At 69.1% G+C, this 7489-nt stretch carries 6 protein-coding genes; all 6 read right to left on the reverse strand.

Annotation, left to right across the window (positions count from 1 at the left end; genetic code table 11):
- Positions 1–2186, reverse strand: a 2186-nt coding sequence (locus QMX79_RS18725) for a methyl-accepting chemotaxis protein (protein ID WP_282248115.1), incomplete at its 3' end; no start/stop codon positions are given.
- Between the two features lie 372 nt (positions 2187–2558).
- Complete coding sequence (locus tag QMX79_RS18730) at positions 2559–4541, reverse strand: chemotaxis protein CheA (protein WP_282248116.1); 1983 nt, start codon at positions 4539–4541, stop codon at positions 2559–2561.
- 48 nt (positions 4542–4589) lie between these two features.
- A complete protein-coding gene (locus tag QMX79_RS18735; protein ID WP_038688521.1) occupies positions 4590–4955 on the reverse strand; it encodes a response regulator in 366 nt (121 codons plus the stop codon).
- Positions 4952–5260, reverse strand: a complete 309-nt coding sequence (locus QMX79_RS18740) for an STAS domain-containing protein (RefSeq protein WP_095363812.1) — start codon at positions 5258–5260, stop codon at positions 4952–4954. The genes QMX79_RS18735 and QMX79_RS18740 overlap by 4 nt, the downstream gene beginning before the upstream one ends.
- Before the next feature lie 114 nt (positions 5261–5374).
- Positions 5375–6547 (reverse strand): chemotaxis protein CheW, encoded by a 1173-nt coding sequence (locus QMX79_RS18745; RefSeq protein WP_282248118.1) that lies wholly within the window; start codon positions 6545–6547, stop codon positions 5375–5377.
- Entirely contained in the window at positions 6544–7326 is a 783-nt protein-coding gene (locus tag QMX79_RS18750) for a ParA family protein (protein ID WP_282248119.1), read from the reverse strand. The genes QMX79_RS18745 and QMX79_RS18750 overlap by 4 nt, the downstream gene beginning before the upstream one ends.
- Between the last annotated feature and the right edge of the window lie 163 nt (positions 7327–7489).

A 7489-nucleotide genomic window follows, 5' to 3' on the forward strand; every position in this document is an offset into this window, starting at 1 on the left:
GCCGCGCGGCGGACCGGCGCGGCCGGTGCACGCGGGCGGGCCGGGGCGGCGTGGCGCGCTGCCGGTGCGGCGACGACGACCGGGGCGGCCTGGCCCTCGAGCTTGAACAGCGACACCGCATCGGTGAGGTGGCCGGCCTGTTCTTCCATCGAACGGGCCGCCGCCGTGGCTTCCTCCACCAGCGCCGCGTTCTGCTGCGTGGTTTCGTCCATCTGCATCACGGTCTGGTTGACCTGCTCGATGCCGGCCGACTGCTCCTGCGAGGCCGCCGAGATCTCGGCCATGATGTCGGTCACGCGCTGGACCGAGGCGACGATTTCGCCCATGGTCGCACCGGCCTGGTTGACCAGCGCCGAGCCTTCGGCGACCTTGCCGACCGACTCGTCGATCAGGCCCTTGATCTCCTTGGCCGCGCTGGCCGAACGCTGGGCGAGGGTGCGCACTTCGGAGGCGACCACGGCGAAGCCGCGGCCCTGCTCGCCGGCACGCGCCGCTTCGACGGCCGCGTTCAGGGCCAGGATGTTGGTCTGGAAGGCGATGCCGTCGATGACGGTGATGATGTCGGCGATGCGGCGCGAGGACGCGTCGATCTCGTGCATGGTGCTGACCACCTTGCCGACCACCTCACCCCCCTGCGAGGCCACCGAGTGCGCGCCGATGGCGAGCTGGTTGGCCTGGCGGGCGTGTTCGGCGTTCTGGCGCACGGTGGAGGTCAGTTCCTCCATCGAGGCGGCGGTTTCCTCCAGGTTGGCGGCCTGCTGCTCGGTGCGGCGCGACAGGTCGTTGTTGCCCGAGGCGATTTCGCCGGCCGCGGTGCTGATGCTGCCCGAGGCGTGCTGGATGCGGCTGACGATCTGGGTCAGCTGGGCCACGGTGGTGTTGGCATCGTCACGCATGCTGGCGAACACGCCGTGGAACTGGCCCTGCATGCGCGCGGTGAGGTCGCCGTTGGCGATGGCCTGCAGCAGGTGCGACAGCTGCGACAGGTTGCCGTCGGCCACTTCCATCATCGTGTTGAGGTGCTCGATCATGACCCGGAAGTCGTGGTCGAAGCGCAGCGCATCACCGCGCTGGCTGAAGTCGCCGGCGGCCGCGGCCTGGGCCAGGCTCTGGATCTGGGTGTTGATCGCCAGCAGGCTGGCCTTTGCCGCGTCCATCGATTCGTGCAGGATCGCGCGGGTGCCGGGCAGGCGGCGCGCGTTCTGCGACAGGTCGCCGGCCGCGTACTGGTTGAGCACGTTGATGGCGTCCTTGATCGAATCCAGGTGCTCGAAGATCACCGTGTTCACGCCCACGGCCAGCTGGCCGTACACACCCGGGAAGTCTTCCGGGATGCGGTGGCTGATGTCCGGGCCGGCGTGCATTTCCACCATCTGCTGGGTTTCGCTGGAGAAGCGGCGCAGCATCAGGGTCATGTCGCGGGTGGCCGCCAGCATGCGGCCGGCTTCATCGGCGGTGGTGCTGGAGGCGATGTTCACCGACAGGTCGCCACGGGCCACCGACTGGATGGCGTGCATGGCCTGGCGGATCGGGCCGGTGATGGCGCGCGAGATCACCACGCCCATGGCAATGGCCAGCAGCGAGAGCAGGCCGATGGTGACCAGGATGGCCACCACGCTGCTGCGGTGGGTGGCATTGGCTTCGGCGATCTTGGACTGCATCAGGCCACTGCTGAAGGCGCCGAGTTCCTTGAGGTCGTCGAACATCTTGCGGCGCGCCGGGCGCGACTTTTCATCGGAGATCTGCTGGGCCAGCACGCCATCGGCGGCTGCCACGGCGCTGCGCATTTCCGCATTGGCGCCGAAGTAGACCTCCAGGTCGGCGGCGACCTTCTTGTACAGCGCCTTCTCCTGGTCACCGGCCGGCAGCGCGGCGTAGGCCTGCAGCTCGTCGCGCACGGCCTTGGCCGTGGTGTCCATGCGCTTGTTGTAGTCGGCCACCTTGTCGGCCTGGTCCAGCATGGTCAGCTGGGCCAGTTCGAAGGTGCGGAATTCACCGAGCTGCGCACGCACTTCGCCCAGGTGCTGGACGGAGGGAATGTCATTGCTCGCCATTTCGGCGAGTTCGGCATTCACGCTGTTCAGGCGCACCAGGGCAAACACGCCCAGCGCGATCGTCATCAGGGTGGTGAGGGCAAACCCGACCGCGAGCTTGCGGCTGATGGGCAGATCATGGAACCACTTCATGCGGGGAACTCCGGGCAGGGCGGGGGCGCACAGCCGTGGGGTGCTGGGCGAAAGGTCGAGAGCGGCAAGGCGGTGGGGCGTCGGGCGGGCAATGAACGTCTCATCGCTATTGCGGATAACGGCGGCGCACGACGGCTTCTTGAGTGCGCGATGTCACATTTTTTCGCGGCCCACGCAGCGGCGCGGGTTCCGTTCGATGGTTGCGAAAGCAAGCAATACCAGTGGTTCCGCCATGCGGTGGCGAATGGGTCATCGATACGCGGCCGTATCGGCCCCGACCGACATCACGGTTTTGCGGACGGCGTAAAAAAAACGCCCCCATCATTGATGGGGGCGTCTTCCAGCCGGGCACGGCCCGGCGCGATGGTTCCGTTACGCCGCCTGCGGCACCCGCAGCGAACGCACCAGGCCGCCGATATCCACGATCAACGCAACGCGGCCGTCGCCCAGGATGGTCGCACCGGACACACCGCTGATACGCCGGTAGTTGTTCTCGATGTTCTTCACCACCACCTGCTGCTGGCCAACCAGTTCGTCCACTTCCAGCGCGATCTTCTGGCCATCGCCTTCCACCACCACCACCAGCGAATCATCGTTGGTGCGGCGGCCGAAGCCGTAGTACTCGCTCAGCGACAGGATCGGCAGGTATTCGCCGCGCACGCGCAGCACACGGCCTTCGCCGGCCATCGAACGCACGTCTTCCGGCTGCGGCTGCAGCGCTTCCAGCACATATGCCAGCGGCAGGATCACGGTTTCGCCCGCCACCGCCACGGTCATGCCGTCGAGGATGGCCAGGGTCAGCGGCAGCCGGATCAGCACGCGGGTGCCGTTGCCGGCCCTGCTTTCCAGCTGCACTTCGCCACCCAGCGCCTGGATGTTGCGGCGGACCACGTCCATGCCCACGCCTCGACCGGACAGATCCGTGACGGCATCGGCGGTGGAGAACCCGGGCTGGAAGATCAGGTCCCAGACCTGCGCATCGGTGGGGTTGTCGGGCACGGCCAGGCCGCGCTCGAGGGCCTTGGCCAGGATCTTGTCGCGGTTCAGGCCGCGGCCGTCGTCGCTGACTTCGATCACGATATGGCCGCCCTGGTGCGATGCGGCCAGGGTAATCGTGCCGGTTTCGTCCTTGCCGGCGTCGCGGCGCACGTCGGGCATTTCCAGGCCGTGGTCGATCGAGTTGCGGACCAGGTGGACCAGCGGATCGGCGATCTTCTCGATCAGGCCCTTGTCCAGCTCGGTGCCTTCGCCGATGGTGCGCAGGCGCACGTGCTTGCCCAGGCGCGAGGAGAGGTCGCGGACCAGGCGCGGGAAGCGGCGGAACACCGCGTCCACCGGCAGCATGCGCACGCCGATCACCGCTTCCTGCAGGTCGCGGGTGTTGCGTTCGAGCAGGTCCAGGCCGGCAAACAGCTGTTCGGCATGCACCGGGTCCAGCGCGTGCGAGACCTGCTTGAGCATGGCCTGGGTGATGACCAGTTCGCCGACCAGGTTGATCAGCGCGTCGACCTTTTCCACGGCGACGCGGATGGAGGTTTCTGCCTCGCTGGTGGCCGCAGGTGCAGCTGCTGCCGCAGGTGCTGCCGGTGCGGCGGCCACGGCTGCGGCAGGCGCGGCGGCTGCCGGGGCGCTGGTGGCCAGGCTCGGCGGTGCGGCCGGACGGATGTCCAGTTCGCAGTCGTCCACGACCCAGGCGAAGGTGTCTTCGATCTTGCTGCGCGGCACCTTGCCGACCAGGCCCAGGTCCCACGCGAGGTGGGCTTCGAGCGGGTCGAGCTGGTCGAAGCCGGGCAGGCGGTCCAGTCGCGCGGCCACCTGCAGCGAACCCAGGTGTTCCAGTTCGCGAATGATGCGCAGCGGATCGTTGCCGCTCATGAACAGCGACGGCGCGGGTACGAAACCGATCTGCCACGCTTCGGGGGTGTCATCGACCTTGGCGGCAACCGGCGCGGCGGCGCTCGGCGCCTGGCCGGACAGCACCGCTTCCAGGCGTACCTTGACCGCGGCCACGGCCTGCGGGTCGGCCGGCTGGCCGTGTTCGGCTTCGCGCAGCAGGGCGCGCAGCACGTCCACCGAGGACAGCATGGCATCCACGGCCGCCGGCTCCAGCGCTCGCTTGCCGGCGCGCAGTTCGTCCAGCAGCGTTTCCAGCACGTGGGTCAGCGCGGCGATGGCGTCGAAGCCGAAGGTGCCGGCGCCGCCCTTGATGGAGTGCGCGGCGCGGAACACCGAGTTGATGATTTCCGGATCCTGCTGGCCCGATTCAAGTGCCAGCAGGCCCGCTTCCATCGCGTCCAGGCCCTCGCGGCTTTCCTCGAAGAAGGTGGCGTGGAAGCGTTGCAGGTCCATGCTCATGGGCGTTCGGGTCCGGTTACCAAAGGGGGAGGGGAAGGCGGGTGGGGATCAGCCCAGGACTTTCTGGACGGTCGCGACCAGCTGTTCCGGGTTGAACGGCTTGACCAGCCAGCCGGTGGCACCGGCCGCCTTGCCTTCGGACTTCTTGTCAGCGGCCGATTCGGTGGTGAGCATCAGCATCGGGGTGAACTTGTAGTCCGGCAGCTGGCGCAGCTCGCGGATCAGCGAGATGCCGTCCATGTTCGGCATGTTCACGTCGGTCACCACCGCGTTGAAGCGCTGGCCCTTGGCCCGGCCCAGTGCGACGGCGCCGTCCTCGGCTTCCTCGACGGAAAAGCCGGCCGAGGTGAGGGCGAAGGAAACCATCTGGCGCATTGACGCCGAATCGTCCACCACCAAGATACGTGCGCTCATGCCGCGTTCTCCACAGATTTCAGGTTGTCATGGGTTGCGTCCAGGCCCAGGGCCTGGGTGACACCGAGCAGGCGCGCGGCATCGCGGAAGGTGGCCGTGCAGCCGTCGAACGCGGTCGGGTGGCCGGCCTGGCGGCGGGCCTCGACGAACGCGCACAGGACCTGCACCGACGCGGTATGGATACGGCCCACCTGGCTGGCATCCAGCGTCAGGTCGCCGCCCTGGTCCACCAAGGGGGCCAGGCGTGTTTTGAGCTCGGTGCTGGTCTCGATTCCGAGATCATCACCCAGGGCCACAGTGCTCATCGTTGCTCCGGACAAACGGTTCCGAGGTCTATAACGGCGTATTTCTGGAAACCTTTAGGGCCGTGCGTGGTGCCGGATATCCCGTAGCCACGCAGGGCGTGGCTCTACGGGGGGTCAGTTCAACAGTTGGGTTGCATCCAGCAGGATCATCGGCTGGGCGGTTACCCGCGCCACGCCACGGAACAGATCGTTGGAGATCTGGCAGATGCGCGCGGTGTCGGGCGGTTCGATCTGCGAATCGGTGAGGTTGGCCACGTCTTCCACGGCCGATACGCGCAGGCCCATGGTCTCGCCGTCCTCTTCCAGCACCACGATGCGGGTGTTGGCGTCGTCGCGGGCGGGGCCGGTGCCCAGGTGGATGCCCAGGTCCATCACCGGCACCACCTGGCCGCGCAGGTTCATGATGCCCAGCATGGCCGACGGAGTGCCGCGCAGCGGCAGCAGCGGTACCGGCAGCACCACCTCCTGCACCTTCAGGAGCTCCAGTGCGTAGGCCTGGGGGCCGCAGCGCAGGCGCAGCCAGCGCGAGGTGCGCTCGCTGGCGCGGCGGTCACCACGGGGGCTGGAGGCGGGGTTGCGGGCCTGTGCCTGCAGTTCCTGCCAGCTGCTGGGGCGACCGGAGGAGGCGGGAGCGGGAGCGGGAGGCGCCGGGCGCGGTGCGGCCACGGGTGTCGGCGGCGGTGCAGCACGTGCGACCGGTGCGGGGGCAGCGGGCGGAACCGCTGCGCGCACAGGAGCGGCCACGGCCACCGGCAGGGTGTCGTGGAGCGCTTCGGCCGGCAGATCGTCCCAGCTGGGGCGCGAGGCGTCCGGCGTCGCGGCCACCTCGACCGGGCCCAGGGCCGGGTCGTTGAGCAGTTCGTCCAGCAGGGCCAGATGGGCCGGTGCGCCGGGCGACGTTGGCGTTTCGAACGCCGGCAACGCTGCCGCCGGCGCTACCACCGGGCCGAGTGCCGGATCGTTCAGCAGTTCGTCCAGCAGCGCCAGCGCGGCAGGCGCGCCCGGCGAGGTGGGCGTATCGAACACGGCAGCCGCAGGAGCAGCCTCCGCCACGGGCCCCAGTGCCGGATCGTTCATCAACTCGTCCAGCAACGCCATGGCGGCCGGTGCGCCCGGTGAGGTCGGAGTGTCGAAGGCGGGTGCTTCATTGTCCGCCGTGAATTCCGCACGGATTGCTTCGGCCACGCCACTGGCGTCTTCGGTGTCAGCGATCGCCACGGCGGTCACCGGCACGGCATCGCCGAGCAGTTCCTCGAGATAGTCGTCGAGTACGCCGGTGCTGTTCATGCCGCGCGCTCCATCTGCAGCGCGTCGTCGGCCAGGATCCATTCCAGCGCACGCCGGTACGCGGCCAGGCCGCGGCCCGGATAGTCGTCCGACGTCGCCGGTACCGTGAGGCTGGCGGCGTTGCAGATGCGCGTATCCACCGGGATCGCGTCTTCCCACACGCGGTGGCCGTGGCGGTCCTGCATCTGCTTGAGCGTTTCGTTGCCGGCGCGGGTGCGGCGGTCGAACAGGGTCGGCAGGATCGACATCGGCAGCGGACGGCGGCGCGAACGCTCGACCATCTCGCCGGTACGCACCATGCCATCCAGGCCGTGCAGGGCCAGTGGCTCGGCCTGGGTCGGAATGATCAGGCGGTCAGCCGCGGCCAGCGCGTTGATCATCAGCAGGCCCAGGGTGGGCGCGCAGTCGAGCAGGATGTAGTCGTGCTGGCCCTGGTGGCGGGCCATCGCGTGCTGCAGGGCCAGGCCGAGGCCGGGCTGGTTGGCGCTGCGCCGTTCCAGCGTGGCCAGCGCGGCCTGCGCGCAGATGAAGTCCAGCCCGGGCACCTGGCTGTGGTGGGCCAAGCTGCCCAGTTCGGCCGGTGGGGTGCCGAACAGCTCCAGCACGCCGGCCGGCGGCGGATCCAGCGGCACGCCGAAGGCGCGGGTCAGCGAGGAATGCGGATCGAGGTCGATCAGCAGCACGCGGTGGCCCAGGGCGGCCAGGCCGCGACCGAGCGCGAGGGTGGTGGTGGTCTTGCCCACGCCGCCCTTCTGGTTGGCGATTGCCCAGATACGCATCGGCTTACTCCTTCATTGCGGGGGGAACGGCGGCGCCAACACGGCTGCCGGCCGGCACCGGTGGCAGCTGCACCGGAGCGAGGGGGGAAACGGGGGAGGGCGTGGCCGGGGGCGGGGGCCGCCCCCCCCGCGGGGGGCGGGGGGGGGGGGGGGGGGGGGGCCC

Source organism: Stenotrophomonas sp. PS02300 (genome assembly GCF_029959395.1).
Classification (GTDB): domain Bacteria; phylum Pseudomonadota; class Gammaproteobacteria; order Xanthomonadales; family Xanthomonadaceae; genus Stenotrophomonas; species Stenotrophomonas maltophilia_AD.